The organism is Neisseria subflava (genome assembly GCF_005221305.1).
In the GTDB taxonomy this organism is placed as follows: domain Bacteria; phylum Pseudomonadota; class Gammaproteobacteria; order Burkholderiales; family Neisseriaceae; genus Neisseria; species Neisseria subflava.
In genome coordinates, this window is sequence record NZ_CP039887.1 from 263,265 (window position 1) to 282,793 (window position 19,529).

16 protein-coding genes are annotated in these 19,529 nt (G+C 50.6%); 7 read left to right on the forward strand and 9 right to left on the reverse strand.

Annotated elements, in window-relative coordinates; all coding sequences use genetic code 11:
- Positions 1 to 30: 30 nt before the first annotated feature.
- Both FAH66_RS01340 and rph read right to left on the reverse strand, forming a co-directional pair.
- The gene (locus FAH66_RS01340; protein ID WP_137040321.1) at positions 31 to 1,251 is read right to left on the reverse strand and encodes an aspartate kinase; all 1,221 of its coding nucleotides are present in this window, start codon (positions 1,249 to 1,251) and stop codon (positions 31 to 33) included.
- A 171-nt stretch (positions 1,252 to 1,422) separates the two neighbouring features.
- Positions 1,423 to 2,151, reverse strand: coding sequence for a ribonuclease PH (gene rph, locus FAH66_RS01345; RefSeq protein WP_137040323.1), 729 nt, complete (start codon positions 2,149 to 2,151; stop codon positions 1,423 to 1,425).
- Positions 2,152 to 2,290: 139 nt separating this feature from the next.
- Between rph and FAH66_RS01350 the strand changes: the two genes are divergently transcribed.
- The 3 genes from FAH66_RS01350 to FAH66_RS01360 all read left to right on the forward strand — a co-directional run bounded on the left by FAH66_RS01350 (position 2,291) and on the right by FAH66_RS01360 (position 5,174).
- A complete protein-coding gene (locus tag FAH66_RS01350; RefSeq protein ID WP_308862455.1) occupies positions 2,291 to 3,178 on the forward strand; it encodes a YicC/YloC family endoribonuclease in 888 nt (295 codons plus the stop codon).
- A gap of 205 nt (positions 3,179 to 3,383) precedes the next feature.
- Complete coding sequence (locus FAH66_RS01355) at positions 3,384 to 4,271, forward strand: bile acid:sodium symporter family protein (RefSeq protein WP_137040325.1); 888 nt, start codon at positions 3,384 to 3,386, stop codon at positions 4,269 to 4,271.
- Between the two features lie 132 nt (positions 4,272 to 4,403).
- Positions 4,404 to 5,174, forward strand: coding sequence for a sulfite exporter TauE/SafE family protein (locus FAH66_RS01360; RefSeq protein ID WP_137040327.1), 771 nt, complete (start codon positions 4,404 to 4,406; stop codon positions 5,172 to 5,174).
- Between the two features lie 49 nt (positions 5,175 to 5,223).
- On the opposite strand, the gene FAH66_RS01365 is transcribed toward FAH66_RS01360, so the two are convergent.
- The 4 genes from FAH66_RS01365 to FAH66_RS01380 all read right to left on the reverse strand — a co-directional run bounded on the left by FAH66_RS01365 (position 5,224) and on the right by FAH66_RS01380 (position 10,650).
- Positions 5,224 to 6,819, reverse strand: a complete 1,596-nt coding sequence (locus tag FAH66_RS01365; RefSeq protein WP_137040329.1) for a peptide chain release factor 3 — start codon at positions 6,817 to 6,819, stop codon at positions 5,224 to 5,226.
- 213 nt (positions 6,820 to 7,032) lie between these two features.
- The gene (locus FAH66_RS01370; protein WP_137040331.1) at positions 7,033 to 8,175 is read right to left on the reverse strand and encodes an NADH-dependent flavin oxidoreductase; all 1,143 of its coding nucleotides are present in this window, start codon (positions 8,173 to 8,175) and stop codon (positions 7,033 to 7,035) included.
- A gap of 118 nt (positions 8,176 to 8,293) precedes the next feature.
- Positions 8,294 to 9,358, reverse strand: a complete 1,065-nt coding sequence (locus FAH66_RS01375) for a 2,3-butanediol dehydrogenase (RefSeq protein ID WP_137040333.1) — start codon at positions 9,356 to 9,358, stop codon at positions 8,294 to 8,296.
- A 233-nt stretch (positions 9,359 to 9,591) separates the two neighbouring features.
- Positions 9,592 to 10,650, reverse strand: a complete 1,059-nt coding sequence (locus tag FAH66_RS01380; protein WP_137040335.1) for a histone deacetylase family protein — start codon at positions 10,648 to 10,650, stop codon at positions 9,592 to 9,594.
- A gap of 177 nt (positions 10,651 to 10,827) precedes the next feature.
- On the opposite strand from FAH66_RS01380, the gene yajC reads away from it, so the two are divergent.
- The 4 genes from yajC (at position 10,828) to FAH66_RS01400 (ending at position 15,169) form a co-directional block, all read left to right on the forward strand.
- Positions 10,828 to 11,094, forward strand: coding sequence for a preprotein translocase subunit YajC (gene yajC / locus FAH66_RS01385; protein WP_003678762.1), 267 nt, complete (start codon positions 10,828 to 10,830; stop codon positions 11,092 to 11,094).
- Positions 11,095 to 11,169: 75 nt separating this feature from the next.
- Positions 11,170 to 13,023: a protein translocase subunit SecD gene (gene secD / locus FAH66_RS01390; RefSeq protein WP_137040337.1), complete on the forward strand. Its 1,854-nt coding sequence runs from the start codon at positions 11,170 to 11,172 to the stop codon at positions 13,021 to 13,023.
- A 3-nt stretch (positions 13,024 to 13,026) separates the two neighbouring features.
- Positions 13,027 to 13,962, forward strand: coding sequence for a protein translocase subunit SecF (secF, locus tag FAH66_RS01395; protein ID WP_049350727.1), 936 nt, complete (start codon positions 13,027 to 13,029; stop codon positions 13,960 to 13,962).
- A gap of 325 nt (positions 13,963 to 14,287) precedes the next feature.
- Positions 14,288 to 15,169: a carbohydrate kinase family protein gene (locus FAH66_RS01400; RefSeq protein ID WP_137040339.1), complete on the forward strand. Its 882-nt coding sequence runs from the start codon at positions 14,288 to 14,290 to the stop codon at positions 15,167 to 15,169.
- A gap of 79 nt (positions 15,170 to 15,248) precedes the next feature.
- Here FAH66_RS01400 and FAH66_RS01405 read toward each other — a convergent pair whose 3' ends face one another.
- From FAH66_RS01405 to infB, 3 genes are all read right to left on the reverse strand, one after another.
- Positions 15,249 to 15,806, reverse strand: coding sequence for a nitroreductase family protein (locus FAH66_RS01405; protein ID WP_137040341.1), 558 nt, complete (start codon positions 15,804 to 15,806; stop codon positions 15,249 to 15,251).
- A gap of 286 nt (positions 15,807 to 16,092) precedes the next feature.
- A complete protein-coding gene (locus tag FAH66_RS01415) occupies positions 16,093 to 16,281 on the reverse strand; it encodes a hypothetical protein (RefSeq protein WP_137040343.1) in 189 nt (62 codons plus the stop codon).
- 350 nt (positions 16,282 to 16,631) lie between these two features.
- Positions 16,632 to 19,523 (reverse strand): translation initiation factor IF-2, encoded by a 2,892-nt coding sequence (infB, locus tag FAH66_RS01420; RefSeq protein ID WP_137040345.1) that lies wholly within the window; start codon positions 19,521 to 19,523, stop codon positions 16,632 to 16,634.
- Positions 19,524 to 19,529 lie beyond the last annotated feature (6 nt).

The following is a 19,529-nucleotide window of genomic DNA, read 5'->3' on the forward strand; positions in this document are numbered from 1 at the left end:
TTTCAGACGGCCTTTTTGACTGGATGGGAATTAGTTACCCAAGTCGAATGCTTTGTGCAGAACGCGGGTAGCCAGTTCCATGTATTTTTCGTCAATCAGGACGGATACTTTGATTTCGGAAGTTGAAATCATTTGGATGTTGATGCCTTCTTCTGCGAGGGTGCGGAAGATTTTGGCTGCTACGCCGACGTGTGAACGCATGCCCAAGCCGACTGCGGAGACTTTGCATACGGTGTCGTCGCCGTCGATGTAGGCAGCGCCGATGCTGTCTTGGCGTTGTTGCAGCAGTTCGATGGTTTGTTTGTAGTCGCCGCGTGGAACGGTGAAGGAGAAGTCGGTTGTGCCTTCGCTGCCGACATTTTGGATGATCATGTCGACTTCGATGTTGGCATCGGCCACTGCGCCGAGGATTTGGTAGGCAACGCCGGGTTTGTCAGGTACGCCGCGTACGTTGATGCGTGCTTGGTTTTTGTCGAATGCGATACCGGTTACGGCTGCTCTTTCCATGTTGTCGTCCTCTTCAAAGGTAATCAGGGTGCCGTTGCCGCCGTCTTGCAGGCTGCTCAGTACGCGCAGGCGCACTTTGTATTTTCCGGCGAATTCTACGGAACGGATTTGCAAGACTTTCGAGCCGAGGCTTGCCAATTCGATCATTTCTTCAAATGTAACCGTATCCATGCGGCGCGCTTCGGGTACGACGCGTGGGTCGGTGGTGTAAACGCCGTCCACGTCGGTGTAAATTTGGCATTCGTCGGCTTTGAGGGCTGCGGCGATGGCAACGGCGGAGGTGTCAGAACCGCCACGGCCGAGGGTTGAGATATTGCCTTCGCTGCTGATGCCTTGGAAACCGGCTACGATAACGACTTTTCCGGCGGCCAAATCGGCACGCATTTTCTCGTCGTCGATGTTTTCGATGCGGGCTTTGGTGTGGGAAGTGTTGGTTTGGAGGGCGACTTGCCAGCCGGTGTAGCTCTTGGCGTCAACGCCGATGTCCTTCAGGGCCATGGCCAGCAGGCCGATGGTCACTTGTTCGCCGGTAGCGAGAACGACGTCGAGTTCGCGCGGATCGGGATGCTCTTGCATTTCGTGCGCCAGTGCGACCAGTCGGTTGGTTTCGCCGCTCATGGCGGATACGACGACTACGATGTCGTGTCCTTCGGCGCGGGCTTTGGCGACACGTTTGGCTACGTTTTTGATGCGTTCGGGCGAGCCTACTGATGTGCCGCCGTATTTATGTACGATTAACGCCATGTTTCGTGCTTTCTTGTGGGGGTTGTCGGGCAGCTTGGTTTGCTGGAAAAAGGGTTATTATTACTATTTTTTACATGGAATTCAAGGATAGAACGCGCTTTTTTGAGTAAATACGCATAAAGGGGTTGGGTTAAAAAAGGCCGTCTGAAAGTTTTCAGACGGCCTTGTTGATTATTGGGCCAAAAGGGCGGCCTGCTGGTGTTGGACCAATTCGGCAATGCCTTTATGCGCGAGGGCAATCAGCTTGCCCAATTCTTCGATACTGAACGGTGCACCTTCGGCTGTACCTTGGATTTCGATGATTTTGCCGGATGCGGTCATGATGATGTTAACGTCGCTGTCGCAGCCTGAATCTTCGGGATAGTCCAAGTCCAAAAGTGGTACACCGCCCACCACGCCGGCAGAAACGGCGGCAACGGCTTCACGGATGGGGTTTTCGCTGATAAGGCCGTCTGAAAGGAGTTTGTCCACGGCGATTTGCAGGGCAACGTAGGCACCGGTAATGGAGGCGGTACGCGTGCCACCGTCGGCTTGGATAACGTCGCAGTCAATCAGGATTTGGCGTTCGCCGAGTTTTTCCATATCGACGACGGCGCGAAGTGAGCGGCCGATCAGGCGTTGGATTTCTTGTGTGCGGCCGGACTGTTTGCCTGCGGCGGCTTCACGACGCATACGGGAGGCGGTGGAGGCCGGCAACATACCGTATTCGGCCGTTACCCAGCCTTGTTCTTTACCGCGTAGGAAAGGGGGAACGTTTTCATCGATGGAGGCAGTGCAAATCACTTTGGTGTTGCCACACTCAATAAGGCAGGAGCCGTCGGCGTGTGGCAGGAAATTGGGGGTGATTTTGATGTTGCGCAGGCTGTTGGCGGCGCGGTCGGTGCGGGTGTAGTCGCTCATGATGGTCCTTTTGGGGAGAATAAAAAACAGGTTGCCTTGAATTATAGAGGAATTTGGCATCAAAGGCCGTCTGAAAATCGTTGGTCGGGTGTGTTATAGTGTCCATACTTTCACTCGTATTTGGAAACGGAGTAAAACTATGGCTACAAGACGAACTATTCAAATCCACAGCATGACCGGCTTTGCCAATGCTGCAGGCGAATGCTGCGGCAAGCGGATTAATTTGGAAATCCGTGCGGTCAACCATCGTTATTTGGATGTCCAATTCCGTATGCCGGAAGAGTTGCGCTATTTGGAAGGCGCATTGCGCGAACAGATTGCCGCGGCTGTGGCGCGCGGTAAATTGGAGTGCCGTGTTCAGCTGCAAGATGCGGCTTCTGGCGGTCAGACTTTGGAAGTCAATCAGGATTTGGTCGCACAGCTGGCGCATTTAAACAAAGAATGGCGTAAGGAACACAATTTCGGCAAGCTGAGCGTGGCCGACGTTTTGCGTTTCCCCGGCGTTTTGGCAGGGCAGGGCGAAGATTCCGAGACCTTGGCGAAAGGTGTCAAAGATTTATTGACCGACGCGTTGAAAGAGTTCACAGCCGCCCGCAAACGCGAAGGTAAAAAACTGGGCGAACATTTGCTGCAACGTCTGACCGCTATGGAAGAGATTGTGGACGCTTTGAACGAATTGTTCCCAAGCCTGCTGCAGGCGCATATGGACAAAGTCAAAGCTCGTTTGGCAGAAGCCGTTGGCAATATCGACAACGACCGCCTGCAACAGGAATTTGCTTTGTTTATTCAAAAATCCGATGTGGATGAAGAGTTCAGCCGTTTGCGCACCCATATCGCAGAAGTACGCCGCATTGTTACCGAAGGCAAGGGTAGCGCAGGTAAACGTTTGGATTTCTTGATGCAAGAGTTGAACCGTGAGGCCAATACCTTGGGCAGTAAAGCCATCGCCGCTGAATGTACGCAAGCGTCGGTTGAACTGAAAGTCTTGATCGAACAAATGCGCGAACAGGTTCAAAATATCGAATAAATCGATGATGAACGGATAGGATAAGGCCGTCTGAAAAGTTTCAGACGGCCTTTGTGTTGATATTGAGTGGAATCGGTGCGGTTTGTTTTTAAACATTATTGGATGGTAGGTTCCCTATTTCGTTACTGTAATTGCGCGCAATTGTTAATATGTGTTAAATTATGGCAATTATTGTCATGATAAGAACATACAAAGGAGTAAAAACATGAACTTTCTGACCGCAGTCAGTCAGCAAATGACCCGCTTCATCGCCCTGATTATCGTCCTTGCCTCCATCATCGCCTTTATCGAACCTGCCACTTTTTCGTGGGTAAAAGGCGATACGCAAGTTGTCGTACTCGGCATCATCATGCTCGGTATGGGCATGACTTTGGGCAAAGAAGATTATCAAATTTTGGCGCAACGTCCGCTCGATATTTTTATCGGCGCAATCGCCCAATACACGATTATGCCCCTGCTCGCTATCGGTATTGCCAAAGCCTTTGACCTTTCGCCCGGATTGACGCTAGGTTTGGTTTTGGTCGGTACTTGTCCGGGCGGCGTTTCGTCCAACATTATGAGTTTTTTGGCTAAAGGCGATGTTGCCTTTTCGGTCGGCATGACCACTGTTTCCACCGTCCTTGCTCCTGTGATGACGCCGTTGTGTATGACTTATTTGGTCGGACAAACCGTCGAAATGGACGGCTGGGGTATGTTCAAGTTTATGTTGCTTGTTACCCTGCTGCCTGCCGTTGCCGTTGCCGTTGCCGTTGTCGCGTTTGCCTGCATTGTCGGCGGCGTTGCTGCCGTTCACGGACACCGCTTTGCTGAATCCGCTTTCGTGATGGTACTCGCCATCGCTGCCCACAACATTGGTGGTTACATTCTTGGCTATTACAGCGGCGCGCTGACCGGCATGAACACCGCCAAAAAACGCACTCTTGCCATCGAAGTCGGTGTACAAAACGCCGGACTTGCCACCGGTTTGAGTGCTAAATTCTTCCCCGGTAATGCCGAGTCTGCAGTTGCCGCCGCCGTTGCTTGCGTTTGGCACTCTGTATCGGGAACGGTTTTGGGCAATTTGTTTGCATGGTGGGACAAGCGTAAGCAATAAGCCGGTAAATATTGCCAAATAACAAAAGGCCGTCTGAAAACAGAATATGGTTTCTTGTTTTCAGACGGCCTTTTAGGTTGTCAGGACAGGCAAACACGCGCAAAATCGCTTTGCTTTTTAGAGATGGACATTATGCTTACAGATTCGTTTTTTTATTATCTGGTGTTGGTCGGCTTTGCCGCCGGGCTGATGGATGCGGCGGTTGGCGGCGGAGGGCTGTTGCAGATTCCCGGATTGTTCAACCTATTGCCAAATGCTACGCCTGTGGCCTCTGTGATGGGTGTCAATAAATTTGCTTCCTGCTGCGGCACATTGACCGCGACGGGGCAATATCTGCGCCGAATTCCTGTGCCGTGGAAAATGCTGTTGCCTGCGGCGGCGTTGGCGTTTGCTGCTTCATATTTGGGCGCGAAAACGGTGGTGTATTTCCCCGTGCAATACATGAAACCGGCGATGTTGGTCATCATGATTGCTATGTGTCTGTACACTTTTTTGAAAAAAGACTTGGGGCAGACGGTGCGCACTGAAAAGCTGACGCGCCGCGAAACCTTATGGGGCTTATTTTTCGGCGCGTTAATCGGGTTTTACGACGGTGTGTTCGGGCCGGGAACAGGCAGCCTGCTGGCTTTTGTGTTCGTTCGCTTTTACGGCTATGATTTTTTAGCGGCCAACGCCTCGGCAAAGGTCATCAATTCGACCACCAATCTTGCCGCGCTGACGTTTTTTATCCCGCAAGGCCATGTTGTGTGGGCATGGGCGATACCGTTGGCAGTGGCGAATTTGTGTGGCGGCATGGTCGGAGCGCGCTTGGCAATGCGCGGCGGAACCAAGCTGCTGCGTTACGGATTTATGTTGCTGCTGTGTCTGACCATTGGAAAGTTTGCTTGGGATTTGTTGGGTTGATATCGAATGAAAAAAAGGCCGTCTGAAAGTTTCAGACGGCCTTTGCATTTTACAGTTTAACCGAATGTTCGCGCGTTTCGTGGAACACAATATCCGGCCAGCGTTCTTGCGTCAGATTCAGGTTGACGCGGTTAGGCGCGAGGTAGGCGAGGTTGCCGCCTGCGTCGATGGCGAGATTGCCTGCATTGGCTTTTTCAAATTCCGCCAGTTTTTTCTTGTCTTCGCACGATACCCAGCGTGCCGACCAGATGGATGCGCTGTCGAACACGGCTTCTACGCCGTATTCGTTGGCCAGCCGCGAGGTAACGACTTCAAACTGCAACACGCCGACCGCGCCCAAAATCAAATCCGCGCCGCTCATGGGTTTGAACACCTGCACCGCGCCTTCCTCGCCGAGCTGTTGCAAACCTTTTTGCAGTTGCTTGATTTTCAGCGGGTTTTTGATGCGGACGCTGCGGAACAGTTCGGGCGCGAAGAAGGGGATGCCGGTGAACGCCAGTTGTTCGCCTTCGGAAAAGCTGTCGCCGATTTGGATGTTGCCGTGGTTCGGGATGCCGATGATGTCGCCCGCGTAGGCTTCTTCCACCAGCTCGCGGTCGTACGACATGAATGTAACCACGCTGGAGGCGGCGATTTCGCGGTTGATGCGCAGGTGTTTCATCTTCATGCCGCGCTCAAATTTGCCGGAGCAGACGCGCAAGAAGGCGATGCGGTCGCGGTGTTTCGGATCCATATTGGCTTGGATTTTGAAGATAAATCCGGAGAATTTCGGCTCGTCCGGCTCGACCATACGCACGGTCGCGTCGCGCGGTTTCGGCGCGGGCGCCCAGTCAATCAATGAATTGAGGATTTCCTGAATACCGAAGTTGTTAATCGCCGAACCGAAGAACACGGGCGTGAGTTCGCCGGCGAGAAATTCGTCGAAATTGAACTCGTTGGAAGCAGCCTGCACCAATTCGATTTCGTCGCGCAACTGCTGGATTTCCAACGGAAATCGTTGTTCCAATTCGGGATTATCGATGCCTTTGATGATGTCGAACTCGTGCGGCAGGCGTTCTCCGCCGGCTTCAAAGAGATAGATTTCGTCGTTCAGGATGTGGTACACGCCCTTGAAATTTTTACCCATGCCGATCGGCCAAGTTACCGGCGCGCAGCGGATTTTTAAAATATTTTCCACTTCGTCCAGCAATTCCAAAGAATCGCGCACTTCGCGGTCGTATTTGTTCATGAACGTGACAATCGGCGTATTGCGCAGGCGGCAGACGTTCAAGAGTTTGATGGTTTGCGCTTCCACGCCTTTTGCCGCGTCGATGACCATCAAGGCGCTGTCCACGGCGGTCAATACGCGGTAGGTGTCTTCGGAGAAGTCTTGGTGTCCCGGCGTGTCCAAGAGGTTGACGGTGTGGTCTTTGTAGTCGAACTGCATTACGCTTGATGCCACGGAAATGCCGCGCTGCTTCTCGATTTCCATCCAGTCGGAGGTGGCGAATTTTCCGGTTTTCTTGCCTTTTACCGTTCCCGCGCTCTGAATCGCGCCTGAAAACAGCAAGAGCTTTTCGGTCAGCGTGGTTTTACCCGCGTCGGGGTGGGAGATGATGGCAAACGTGCGGCGGCGGCGCACTTGGTCGAGGATTTCTTGGGACATGGTTTTCTTTGCAAAAAGTTTCAGGCCGCTTTTTCAGACGGCCTGAAGGATATGGGTGTTGGAAAACAGGCTAAAATAAGGGCGTGTGCAACACGCCCTGCAATAGATTGAAAGATGCGGAATTGTACAAAAAAATGCTTGATAATTCAATGTTTGCGCCAAAACAAAGGCCGTCTGAAAAGTTTCAGACGGCCTTTGTTTATGAATCGATGATTAAATATCCATCGGTTTCCATTCCGCGCCTTTTACCGGCGGCAGCCATGATTGCGTACCGCTGGAGGCAAATCCCCACAAGGTGTCGGGGAGGCCGTAATGGTCGGCACGCGTCGGGTCGAGTTGGGTTTCGATTTCATCTTCGCGGCCTTCACGGATTTGTGTGGCGATGTGCGGATTAATCATCACGGTTTTGCCCAATGCGATAAATTCTGCCCAGCCGGTTTCATAGGCGGCCAAAATTTGGTCGGCGGTAAACAGGTTACCCACGCCGATAAGGGGCAATTTGCCGTTGATACGTTCGTGGATAAACTGCATACGGGTTTGGGCGGTATCGCCGCCGCGACGGATTTTTTTATCAAATTCCCACAAGGAAACGTGCAGATATTGCAGCGGTTTTTGTACCAATGCGTCAATCAGTGCGCCGGTTTCGGTCATGGTTAAGCCGTCATCGCCCGGCTCTTCAGGGGAGAAGCGGTAGCCGATAATGAAGTCGTTGCGCTGGTGTTTTTCACGGACGGCAACCACGGCATCGATAACGGCCAGCGGGAAGCGCATTCTGTTTTCCAAGCTGCCGCCCCATTGGTCGTTGCGGCGGTTGCTTTGGGCAGAGTAAAACTGTTGGATCAGATAGGTGTTGGCACCATGGATTTCCACGCCGTCAAAACCGGCACGAAGCGCCAAATCGGCGGCTTGCGCATAAGAGGCGATGAGTGCTTCGACTTCTTTTGCGGTCGCTTCGCGTGCGTGTTCGGCTTCGCTGGCGGAAGCGCTGATTTTATCGAGACCGTCCAAAAGGTCATCCATGGCTTTGGAACCGCCGTGATGAATTTGTAAAATTGCTTTTGCGCCTTGCTGTTGCAGGATTTGTGCGGTTTCTTTCAGGCTGTCGAGGCAGTGTTCGCCTGTGGCTTCAGGTTGGCCGTGAAAGGCTTTGCCGTCTTTTTGAACCAAAGTGGCGGCAGTGATAAACAAGCCCATATCGCCTGCGCGGTTGCTGAGGAAGGTACGCTCTTGGTCGCTGATCAAACCGTTGGCTTGTGAGCCGAAATGGGTCATGGGGGCGACGACAAGGCGGTTTTTGATGGTTACGCCGTTATTGAGGGTGTATGTTTGAAAGAGTGGGGCGTATTTTGGATTCATGGAGTTTTACTCTTGATAAGTGAATGGTCGGCATAGAATTGGGCCATTCGGGAATTTATCAAGTACACAGGCCGTCTGAAAAGTTTCAGACGGCCTGTTTATTCTTTAAACCTTAGGATTAAAGATTAGGGTTAACAATGATTTTTACTGCGGATTCGTTGTTGTGGATCAAGCGCTCGAAGCCTTCGGAAATCAATTCGTCCAGTTTGATGCGCTGGGTGATGAAAGGCTCAAGGTTGATTTTGCCTTCTTCAACCAATTTGATGGTTTCGGCGTGGTCGTTGCAGTAGGCGATGGTGCCGCGCACGTCCAGCTCTTTCATCACGACGCTGTGGACGTTGATGGTGGCGGGGTGGCTCCAGATGGAGACGATAACCAAATTGGCCGTGGGCTTGCACGCTTCAACCAAAGTATCCAGAACTTTGTTCACGCTGGTACATTCGAATGCGACGTCTACGCCTTCGCCGTTGGTCAATTTTTTCACTTCTTCGACGACGTCGACTTCGGACGGGTCGAGGATGTAGTCGGCAACGCCAGATTCGCGGGCTTTGTCTTTGCGCGCTTTGCTCAATTCGGTGATGATGACTTTGATGCCTTTGGCTTTCAACACGGCGGCAAGCAGCAAACCGATCGGGCCTGCGCCACCGACCAATGCGACGTCGCCTGCTTTCGCGCCGCTGCGGACATAAGCGTGGTGGCCGACGGACAGAGGCTCAATCAAAGCGGCTTGGTCCAATGGGATTTTGTCGGAAATAGGGTGTACCCAACGGCGTTTGACGGTGATTTTTTCAGACAAGCCGCCACCGCAGCCGCCCAAGCCGATGAAGTTCATGTCTTTGGAGAGGTGGTAGTTGCTGCCTTCGCCGGTCGGTACGTCGTCGCGGATGATGTAGGGTTCGACCACGACGTGTTGGCCGACTTTGATGTCGTCCACGCCTTCGCCTACGGCATAAACCACGCCGGAGAACTCGTGACCCATGGTGACTGGCGCAGACTCGCCTGAGATTGGGTGTGGGTGGCCGCAAGGCGGAATGAAAATCGGGCCTTCCATGAATTCGTGCAGGTCGGTACCGCAGATACCGCACCAAGCAACATTAATGCCGACAGTACCCGGAGCTACGGTTGGCTCTGGAATGTCTTCGATGCGGATGTCGCCTTTGTTGTAAAAACGTGCTGCTTTCATTGTAACGCTCCTTTTTTTAAATGGAGGCCGTCTGAAAAAGACGGTCAATTGGGGAAAGGGTAACAGTGAGGTGTGTGAACTATTTTTATTTGTACGTTTTATTTTTATTATTTTACTACTGATAATATGGAAATGGTTTGTCTTTGCTCAAATTAAGGTGTGTAAATGAAGAAAAGGACGTCTGAAACAGATAATATGTTTTCAGACGGCCTGGGGTCGATAGTTTAAATGCGTTATTGCGTAGGATTGTTACTTTTACCGCGCTTCAAATGCTTTTGGTAGGCGATGACGTAATCTGCCTTGCTCAAGCCTGCCAATACGCGGATGTGGGCGGCGGCGGATTTGGACATGGATTCCAAGGTGTAGCCGCCTTCCAGTACGGAAACGACACGTCCCTGACAGCTTGCCGTTGCTTGGACGATTTTGTGCGTCAGCCAGGCAAAATCGGCTTCATGCAGGTTCAGACGGCCTGTTTCGTCTTGTTTGTGCCCGTCAAAACCGGCTGAAAGCAACACCAACTCGGGACGGAAAGCTTCCAGCTTGGGCAGCCATTGTTCGCGGATGGTCGTACGGAAGATACGGCTGCCTGTGCCGGGTTTGAGGGGCGTATGCAGCATATTTTTACTGCCGGCGTATTGTTCCGCTTCCGGGAAGGGGAAGATGTCGGTTTCAAACAGGTTAAAAAACATCACGCGCGGATCGTCTCGGAGAATCTCCGCCGTACCGTCGCCGAAATGGGCGTCGAAATCAATGACGGCGATGCGTTGCAGACGGTATTGGGCAATGGCGTGCATTACACCGGCGGCGGTGTTGTTGACGAGGCAGAATCCGCTGGCGCTGTTACTGTGGGCATGGTGGCCGGGTGGGCGGATGGCGCAAAAAGCATGCCAAGCCTTTTTGTTCATCACCATATCGACTGCCTTGACAACGGCTCCGGCCGCAAAACGGGCGGCTTGAAGGGAGTCGTGGCAGATGACCGTATCGTCATCGATGCGGTGGATTTTGCCGGGAAGCGGCTGGGCAGCTTCCAATTCGTGCAGATAATTGCGCGAGTGAACCAATGCCAGTTGCGCATCTTTGATTTCGGGTGCTTCAGCGGTTTGCAGATGACGCCAGATGCCTTCCTTTTTTAAGGCGGCTTGAATGGCACTGATGCGTTCGGGCTTGTCGGGGTGGTTGGTGCCCGGCTGGTGCTGCAGAAATATAGGATGGGAAATCCATACGGTGCGGGCATTTTTGCCGAGTAGTCGACGCAGCAGGGTACGCACGCGCCAAATGATTTTTTTAAGCATGGAAGGTGTGTCTCGAACGAGTCGCACGGACTGCTAAATATGGTTAATAAATACGGAAATGCTTGGAAATTTTTCAGACGGCCTTTAGAATAGCTCAATTTTACAGTCCGACCAACTGCGTTTTGGGCTGTATGCAGTTTTTTACTTTATCTTAAAACTCAAAAGAACGGATATATTATGAATCAAGCTGTGGCTCAATTTGCCCCCTTACTGCTGATTATGGTGGTGTTTTACTTCCTGATTATGCGTCCTCAACAAAAGAAATTCAAAGCACACCAAGCGATGCTGGCTGCTTTGAAAGTAGGCGATAAAGTCGTTTTGGCTGCAGGTTTCAAAGGCCGCGTGACTAAAGTCGGCGAGCAATTCTACACTGTCGACATCGGCCAAGGTGCGAGAATCGAAGTAGAAGTTGAACGCAACGCGATTGCCGCGAAAGCCGAATAATCCGTTTTTTTGCGAAAAGCCGCCTCATTTTCCGAGTGCGGCTGTTTGCCTTTATAAATAAAGCAAAGGTTTACCATGAACCGTTATCCTTTATGGAAATACCTGCTGATTGCGTTCACGATTGTGGTTGCAGCTGTTTATTCGCTGCCCAACCTTTTCGGTGAAACGCCTGCCGTACAGGTATCGACCAACCGACAAGCCATCGTTATCAATGAGCAAACCCAGTCTAAAGTGTCTTCTGCGTTGCAAAGCGCAGGTATTCAAACTGACGGTATGTTCATTGTCGATAACTCGCTGAAAGTGCGTTTTAAAGATACTGAAACGCAATTGAAAGCGCGTGATGTCATCGAAAACACTTTGGGCGAAGGCTATATTACTGCGCTTAACCTTTTGGCGGACAGCCCTGAATGGATGGCGAAAATTAAAGCCAATCCGATGTTCTTGGGTCTGGACTTGCGCGGCGGCGTACATTTCACCATGCAGGTGGACATGAAAGCCGCGATGCAGAAAACGTTTGAACGTTACGCCGGCGACATCCGCCGCGAATTGCGCCGCGAAAAAATCCGGACCGGTACGGTGCATCAGGCTGAAAATGGTCTGACTGTGCCTCTGCAAGATGCCGCCGATGTACAAAAGGCCTTGCCTCAGTTGCAAAAAATGTTCCCTGAAGCCACTTTAGTTGCAGACGGCAACAATATCGTGCTGACTCTATCTGAGGAGGTGATTAATAAAGTACGCTCTGATGCGGTTAAGCAAAACATCAACACTTTGCACAACCGTGTGAACGAATTGGGTGTGGCAGAACCGGTTATCCAACAATCCGGTCTTGACCGCATTGTTGTACAGCTGCCGGGTGTACAAGATACTGCCAAAGCAAAAGACATTATCGGTCGTACTGCGACTTTGGAAGTGCGCATGGTGGAAGACGATCCGATTAAACTGCAAGAAGCCTTAAACGGTAATGTGCCGACTGGTTACGAGTTACTGTCAAGCGGTGGCGATCATCCGGAAACTATTTTGGTCAACAAACAAGTTGAACTGACCGGCGACAACATCAACGACGCGCAACCTAGCTTTGACCAAATGGGCGCTCCTGCTGTGAGCCTGAGCTTGGACAGCGCGGGTGGCAGTATTTTTGGCGAATTGACTTCGGCCAATGTGGGTAAACGTATGGCTATGGTGTTGATCGACCAAGGTAAATCCGAAGTTGTGACTGCGCCTGTCATCCGCTCCGCCATTACCGGTGGCCGTGTGGAGATTTCCGGTAGCATGACAACTGCCGAAGCCAACGATACTTCATTGTTGCTGCGTGCCGGCTCGCTGGCTGCGCCTATGCAGATTGTCGAAGAACGTACCATCGGCCCGTCTTTGGGTAAAGAAAACATTGAAAAAGGCTTCAATTCCACCTTGTGGGGCTTTGCCGCCGTTGCTGCATTTATGGTGGTTTACTACCGCCTGATGGGTTTCTTCTCTACCATCGCTTTGAGTACCAATATCTTATTTTTGGTGGGCATTTTGTCTGCCATGCAGGCAACGCTGACCTTGCCGGGTATTGCCGCGTTGGCATTGACATTGGGTATGGCGATTGACTCTAACGTATTGATTAACGAGCGTATCCGTGAAGAATTACGCGCAGGTATACCACCTCAACAGGCCATCAACCTCGGTTTCCAACATGCTTGGGCAACCATTGTCGACTCTAACTTGACCTCTCTGATTGCCGGTATTGCTTTGTTGGTATTCGGCTCCGGTCCTGTACGCGGTTTTGCCGTTGTACACTGTATCGGTATTCTGACCTCGATGTACTCGTCTGTGGTCGTGTTCCGTGCTTTGGTCAACCTGTGGTACGGCCGCCGTCGCAAATTGCGGAATATTTCCATTGGTTCGGTATGGAAGCCGAAAGCTGAAATGGCAGAAGGCAAGGAGTAAAACATGGAATTATTTAAAATCAAACGCGATATTCCGTTTATGAGCTACGGCAAACTGACGACCTTTATTTCGTTGGTTACGTTTATCGCTGCCGTGTTCTTTTTGGTAACCAAAGGCCTGAATTTCTCCGTCGAATTTACCGGCGGTACGGTGATGGAAGTCCAATATCAGCAGGGCGTGGATGTGAATCAAACGCGCGAACGCCTCGATACGCTGAAAATGGGTGATGTACAGGTTCAGGCATTGGGTACGAACAAACACATCATGATCCGCCTGCCGAACAAAGAAGGCGTAACGTCTGCCCAGTTGTCCAACCAAGTGATGGATTTGCTGAAAAAAGACAATCCTGACGTTACCTTGCGCCAAGTCGAATTTATCGGCCCTCAGGTTGGTGAAGAATTGGTTACCAATGGTTTGATGGCATTGGGCTTCGTGGTGGCAGGTATCATTATTTACTTGTCCATGCGTTTTGAGTGGCGTTTTGCAGTATCCGCGATTATTGCGAATATGCACGATATCGTGATTATTCTCGGCTGTTTCGCCTTCTTCCAATGGGAATTCTCTCTGACTGTCTTGGCAGGTATTTTGGCAGTTCTGGGTTATTCCGTGAACGAATCTGTGGTTGTGTTTGACCGTATTCGTGAAAACTTCCGTAAGCCGCATATGCGCGGCCACACTGTGCCGGAAGTCATCGACAACGCGATTACCGCAACCATGAGCCGTACCATCATTACCCACGGTTCGACCGAGGCAATGGTTGTTTCTATGCTGGTGTTCGGCGGTGCAGCCTTGCACGGTTTCTCTATGGCGCTGACCATCGGTATCGTATTCGGTATTTACTCTTCCGTATTGGTTGCCAGCCCGCTCTTGCTGATGTTTGGCTTGAGTCGTGAGAACATTGCCAAAGAAGTGAAGAAAAAAGAAGAAGTTGTAGTTTAATCGCTGCAATACTTCAATAAAGGCCGTCTGAAAATTGATTGAATCAGTTTTCAGACGGCCTTTTGTATTTAAATTTCAGAATATTTTGTTTTAATGAAATAGAAAGGGATAAATGTGAAAGAAAAAGAAAAAAATAGGAACAATATAATTTTGTAATGAATCAAGTTTATTGTCTGATATGCCCTTAATTGCTTGTCAGTCCCAATATTTTAAAACATAATACTTTTGCCCCCGATGCTGGAGTTTTACTACAAGTACATGATTTGCAAAAAATCTGTTGGGCGTGCAGACCCTGCCAAGCAACCTCAAAAAAGGAAGGCCAAGAATGAAAGTAACCAGTTTCGGCGAAGTGCTGTGGGACGATTTTCCAAACGGAAAGGTATTGGGTGGTGCACCCCTGAATGTTATCGTTCGTTTGCAGTCTTTGGGTATCGATACTGCCATCATCAGCCGTCGTGGCGATGATGCCGATGGCGAAGAATTGCTACTCCAGATTCAAAGCAAAAACGTCAACACTGATTATTTGCAGGTTTGTCATGAATGTGCGACCAGCTTGGTGAAAGTACACTTGGACAAGTATGGCAGTGCGTCTTATGAGATTGTTTACCCTTGCGCGTGGGACAGGATTGCGGTTGATGATGCGGCAATCAAACGTGTGGCAGAATCCGATGCGTTCGTTTTTGGCAGCTTGGCAACCCGTGATGAAGTTTCGCGTAAAAGCTTGGCAGTTTTGCTGAAAGAAGCCAAATTCAAAATTTTTGACGTTAATCTGCGCAAGCCCCATTACGATATTGACCGCTTGTTGGAGACCATGAAACAGTCCGATATGGTCAAACTCAATGATGATGAGTTGTATAAATTGGCTGCGGCCTATGGTTCTCCTTATCACAGTATCGAGCAAAATATCGGCTACCTCGTTGAGTTGACCGGCGTTAAAATCCTTTGCGTGACTTTGGGCAGCCATGGCGCGGTTCTGTATAAGGACGGCGAGTTATACCGTCATTGCGGTTTCCGCGTCAAAGTGGTGGATACTGTCGGCTCGGGCGACAGCTTCCTTGGCGGCTTGACTTACAAACTGCTGAACAATGCGCCTCCTCAAGAAGCTATTGCTTTTGCTTGTGCGTTGGGTGCATTGGTGGCTTCACGCCATGGTGCGACGGCGGATATTTCTTTGGAAGAAATTGAAGCGTTTATGAATCCGGCTTGATGCTTCGATAATAGATATAAAAAGGCCGTCTGAAAAACCATTAAATCAGGTTTTCAGACGGCCTGAGTGTTTTCAGGCTTTACCAATAAGTTGTAAAACATTCCAAGTTGGTATTTTTCGGACCGCCGCCTTCTTCGGTCGGCGAACCAATCATCATCAGGCCGATGATTTTGTCTTTGTCGGCACACTCAAATGCTTCGCGCAACAATGGGCTGTTGACCCACATGCCCGTAATCCAAACGTTGTCGAAGCCTTGAGCAGAAGCAGCCAGTTGTAAAGCATAGGCGGCGCAGCCGGCAGTCAGCATTTGCTCCCATTCGGGTTTGGGTTTTACCACTTCACGGTTTGGCGTAAATGTAACGCCGATAATCATAGGCGCCATGTTGCCAACGCGTTCGGCTTTTTTCATGGCATCATCGCCGAAGTTGAGTTCGGTAACGGTATTGCTCAACAGCTCGCGGAAACGTTGTAAGCCGGCCTCGCTTTGAATCACAGTAAAGCGGAAAGGGCGCATATTGCCGTGATCAGGAACTTGTGTTGCCGCTTGCAGCATTTGTTCCAGTTGCTCGGCATTGGGTGCAGGAGCAGTCAGTTTTTTGGAAGAGCGACGCGTGGTGAGGAGATTTAAGGCATCCATTTTTATTCTTTCTTGTGAATTCGAATGAGAATAATTATATAGCAGAACGATAAATAAATCAGCAAAGAACTAAGGCCGTCTGAATTAAGGTTTCAGACGGCCTTTGAGTTTTACAGGATACCGTTGTTTTGTGTATTTTCTGTAATCAGTGCTTTGTTGATTTCGTCGGCGGTGTAGCTCTTACCATTTCCGAATACAAAGCTGTCGACATTATTGTTGACAATGTCATGGATGGTCAGGGTGTCGCCTGTATCTTTGATGGTTAAGACCCAATCATCGCCGGTTTTTAACTGTAAACCGTATCATCTCTGCCATTTGGGTTTTCAATGATTTTATCGTCGCTGCGGGTTACATAATAAACGTCATCTCCCGATGTGCCTGTTGTTGCTTGTGCAAGGGGAGATGGCTGCAATTGCTCTAAATGTCGTAATTCAAATTGCGCATTGCGGATGTGCATTGTTTTTTCGATTGTCATGATATTTTCTTTAGATATTGATGAGAGTAACAAGGAGGTAAACGTATCCGGCATATGGCCGGTATTGCTTAATTTGTATTGTGTTTAGGCTGTATATACTAGTGCCGAAATTTGATAAAAACAACAGAAACGTTAAGATATGACAATATATAGAGAGCCTTATCAGGCTTAGTTTGCCGTCTATTCTTTTGACAAATGGCTTTGCCTTGTGCGGCTGTTTTGTTTCTTATATACCACACATCAATTTCCATAGTTTCAAACTATGAATGGTTGTAAAAAGGCCGTCTGAAAAAAAGAAGCAGGTTTCGCATTGCAAAACCTGCTTCTGATTTTTCAGACGGCCTGTCTGATTACAGAGTACGGGCAACTTCGACGATGTCGAAACATTCGAGTTGGTCGCCTTCCATAATCTCGTTGTAGCCTTTGAGCATCAGACCACACTCGAAGCCCATGCGGACTTCTTTGACGTCGTCTTTGTAGCGTTTCAAAGAAGACAGCTCGCCGGTATGGATAACCACGTTGTTGCGGATGAGGCGGACATGGGAATCGCGTTTGACCACACCGTCGGTAACCATACAGCCTGCAATGTTGCCGACTTTGGAAACGGAGATAACCTGACGGATCTCGACCGTACCGGTTACTTGCTCTTTCTCTTCCGGAGAGAGCATACCGCTCATGGCGGCTTTCACGTCGTCGATGGCATCGTAAATGATGTTGTAGTAACGGATTTCCACGTTTTCATTCTCAGCCAGTTTACGGGCGGAAGCATCTGCACGGACGTTAAAGCCGATGATGAATGCGCCGGAAGCGATGGCCAAGTTGACATCAGATTCGGTAATGCCGCCAACGCCGCTGTGCAACACGTTCACTTTCACTTCGTCGGTGGACAGTTTTTTCAGGCTGCCAGCCAAAGCTTCGTAAGAACCTTGTACGTCTGCTTTGATGATGACGGACAAGGATTGGGCTTGGTTTTCGCCCATATTATTGAACATGTTTTCCAGTTTCGCGGCCTGTTGTTTGGCCAAGCGTACATCGCGGTATTTGCCTTGACGGAAGAGGGCGATTTCGCGCGCTTTTTTCTCATCAGCCAATACCATTGCATCTTCGCCTGCGTTCGGTACGTCGGATAAGCCGAGAATTTCGACAGGGATAGACGGACCGGCTTCATTGATGGCTTTGCCGTTTTCGTCAACCATTGCACGGATTTTACCGAATGCAGTACCGGCCAGCAGCATATCGCCTTTTTTCAGCGTACCGCTTTGAACCAAGAGGGTGGCAACTGCGCCGCGGCCTTTGTCCAAACGAGCCTCAACAATGATACCTTTGGCAGGTGCATCGACTGGGGCAGTCAGTTCCAAAACTTCGGCTTCGAGCAAGACGGCTTCGAGCAATGCATCGATGTTCAGGCCTTTTTTAGCAGAAACGTCGATGAACTGTACATCGCCGCCCCATTCGTCAGGCACAACTTCGTGAGCAGTCAGCTCTTGGCGGATGCGCTCAGGGTTGGCGGCTTCTTTATCGATTTTGTTGACGGCAACCACCATCGGTACGCCCGCGGCTTTAGCATGGGCAATTGCCTCGATGGTTTGCGGCATCACGCCGTCGTCGGCTGCTACAACAAGAATCACGATATCGGTTGCTTTCGCACCGCGCGCACGCATGGCGGTAAATGCTTCGTGACCCGGAGTATCCAAGAAGGTAATCACGCCGCGAGGGGTTTCAACGTGGTATGCACCGATGTGTTGGGTAATGCCGCCCGCTTCGCCTTGTACCACTTTGGCACGGCGGATGTAGTCCAGCAGGGAAGTTTTACCGTGGTCAACGTGACCCATTACGGTCACCACCGGAGGACGCGGCAATGCTTCGGCTTCTACTGCTTCAACGCCTTCATCCAAGAATGCTTCAGGGTCGTCGGCGGCGGCAGGTTTACCGATGTGGCCGAGTTCTTCCACCACAATCAGGGCAGTGTCTTGGTCGATGGATTGGTTGATGGTTACCATCATGCCCATTTTCATCAGGGCTTTAACCACTTCGACGCCTTTAACGGCCATTTTGTGTGCCAAGTCGGCAACGGTAATGGTTTCAGGGACCAAGACTTCGTGTACGACGGGCTCAGTCGGCGCTTGGAAGGCGTGTTGGTTTGGCTCAAGTTTGAGTTTTTTGCCTTTTTTGCCGCTGCGTACGCGCTCGTCGTCGCCGTTGCGGGCATTGCGGTCGCGTCCGCCTTTACCGCCTTTGCCTCTGGCGTTGCGGCCTTGAATGTCTTCATCACGCTCACGACGGTCTTCTTTTTTGCCACGCGCGTTGTGTTCGGATTTGCCTTCGCTGGATGCTGCTTTGGTTTTCTCGGCAGGTTTATTGCGTTCGCCTGATTTGGCTTCTTTCGTAGGTTTTGAGTCTTTCTCGGCCTGTTGTTTTATGGCTTCGCGGCGCGCTTGACGCTCTTGTTTTTCTTTCAACAAGGCTTCTTGATGCGCACGCAGGGCAGCGGCACGACGGGCTTCTTCATCGCGTTGGGCCTGTTCTTCCTTGCTGACGACAGGTTGCGGTACGGCAGGAGCGGCAGGTTTGGCGGTCTTTTTCGCTTCTTTGCCTTTGCCGCCTTTGTCTTGTTTGGCTTTGGCAGGTTTTTTGGCTTCGGCTGGTTTTTCAGCTTCAACGGATTTTTCAGACGGCTTGTTGTCTGCTTTAGCTTCAACTTTTGCTTCGGCCTTGGCTTCTACGGTTTCAACCGGTTTGGCTTCTTCTTTTTTCGCTGCGACAGGCTTATCTTCCGCTTTTGGTGCGGCTTTGGCTGCTTTCAGTCTGGCTGCTTCAGCCTCTGCTTTGGCGCGGGCTTCGGCTTTTGCGGCAGCTTCTGCTTCAGCTTTGGCTTTTTCTTCGGCGGCTTGAGTGGCTACTTTTTCTGCTTCGGCTTTTTGGTTTTTCGCTGCTACTTTGGCTTTGGCTTCCGCTGCCAATTCTTCGGAAGAAGGAATGGTAACGGCACGGCTGCGGCGGCGTGTTTCCACTTTTACGCCGTCAACGGTGCTGACTTCGGTTTTTTTGCGGCGGATGCTGATGGTGCCGCTGTTGCTGCCGTTTTTCTTTTGCAGGTAAGCAGTCAACAGTTGTTTGTCGTCAGTGGTTATGCTGTCATTGCCGCTGTTTTTGTTGACCCCGGCTTCTTTCAATTGTTTAAGCAAATCATCGACGGGGCGGTTTAGTTCGGCGGCAAATTGCGCTACGGTTGTATTACTCATTCAGTA

What these genes read in the sequence shown, in the direction of transcription:
- FAH66_RS01340 (WP_137040321.1), bottom strand. Translation starts at nt 1,251, where the DNA reads ATGGCGTTAATCGTACATAAATACGGCGGCACATCAGTAGGCTCGCCC.
- rph (WP_137040323.1), bottom strand. Translation starts at nt 2,151, where the DNA reads ATGAGCGACTACACCCGCACCGACCGCGCCGCCAACAGCCTGCGCAAC.
- FAH66_RS01350 (WP_308862455.1), top strand. Translation starts at nt 2,291, where the DNA reads ATGGCTACAAGACGAACTATTCAAATCCACAGCATGACCGGCTTTGCC.
- FAH66_RS01355 (WP_137040325.1), top strand. Translation starts at nt 3,384, where the DNA reads ATGAACTTTCTGACCGCAGTCAGTCAGCAAATGACCCGCTTCATCGCC.
- FAH66_RS01360 (WP_137040327.1), top strand. Translation starts at nt 4,404, where the DNA reads ATGCTTACAGATTCGTTTTTTTATTATCTGGTGTTGGTCGGCTTTGCC.
- FAH66_RS01365 (WP_137040329.1), bottom strand. Translation starts at nt 6,819, where the DNA reads ATGTCCCAAGAAATCCTCGACCAAGTGCGCCGCCGCCGCACGTTTGCC.
- FAH66_RS01370 (WP_137040331.1), bottom strand. Translation starts at nt 8,175, where the DNA reads ATGAATCCAAAATACGCCCCACTCTTTCAAACATACACCCTCAATAAC.
- FAH66_RS01375 (WP_137040333.1), bottom strand. Translation starts at nt 9,358, where the DNA reads ATGAAAGCAGCACGTTTTTACAACAAAGGCGACATCCGCATCGAAGAC.
- FAH66_RS01380 (WP_137040335.1), bottom strand. Translation starts at nt 10,650, where the DNA reads ATGCTTAAAAAAATCATTTGGCGCGTGCGTACCCTGCTGCGTCGACTA.
- yajC (WP_003678762.1), top strand. Translation starts at nt 10,828, where the DNA reads ATGAATCAAGCTGTGGCTCAATTTGCCCCCTTACTGCTGATTATGGTG.
- secD (WP_137040337.1), top strand. Translation starts at nt 11,170, where the DNA reads ATGAACCGTTATCCTTTATGGAAATACCTGCTGATTGCGTTCACGATT.
- secF (WP_049350727.1), top strand. Translation starts at nt 13,027, where the DNA reads ATGGAATTATTTAAAATCAAACGCGATATTCCGTTTATGAGCTACGGC.
- FAH66_RS01400 (WP_137040339.1), top strand. Translation starts at nt 14,288, where the DNA reads ATGAAAGTAACCAGTTTCGGCGAAGTGCTGTGGGACGATTTTCCAAAC.
- FAH66_RS01405 (WP_137040341.1), bottom strand. Translation starts at nt 15,806, where the DNA reads ATGGATGCCTTAAATCTCCTCACCACGCGTCGCTCTTCCAAAAAACTG.
- FAH66_RS01415 (WP_137040343.1), bottom strand. Translation starts at nt 16,281, where the DNA reads ATGACAATCGAAAAAACAATGCACATCCGCAATGCGCAATTTGAATTA.
- infB (WP_137040345.1), bottom strand. Translation starts at nt 19,523, where the DNA reads ATGAGTAATACAACCGTAGCGCAATTTGCCGCCGAACTAAACCGCCCC.